At 70.8% G+C, this 202-nt stretch carries 1 protein-coding gene; it reads right to left on the bottom strand.

Features of this window, described 5'->3' with window-relative positions; all coding sequences use genetic code 11:
• On the bottom strand, positions 1 to 202 hold a 202-nt coding region (locus BN358_RS27100; RefSeq protein ID WP_198018503.1), incomplete at both ends, for a hypothetical protein.

Genomic DNA, 202 nt, shown 5'->3' with positions numbered 1-202 from the left:
GGTGAGGTCGGCCTTGACGATGGCGGCCGGGGCGGCGATGTGGGCCAAGGCCTGAACCGAGGCCAGCACGGACAGTTCGCCGTGCACGAACTGGGTGTTGACGTAGCCGAGGGTGACGGCCACCTCGGTGGCGAACATCTGCGCGGCGAGACCGAGCCTGCCCACGTACGCGGTGCCGTCCGACAGGGCGGGGCTGCTCACG

The sequence above is a fragment of the Sedimentibacter sp. B4 genome (genome assembly GCF_000309315.1).
Classification (GTDB): domain Bacteria; phylum Bacillota; class Clostridia; order Tissierellales; family Sedimentibacteraceae; genus Sedimentibacter; species Sedimentibacter saalensis.
Note: the sequence above shows the minus strand (reverse complement) of the source record. Positions and strands in the feature narration are given on the sequence as shown.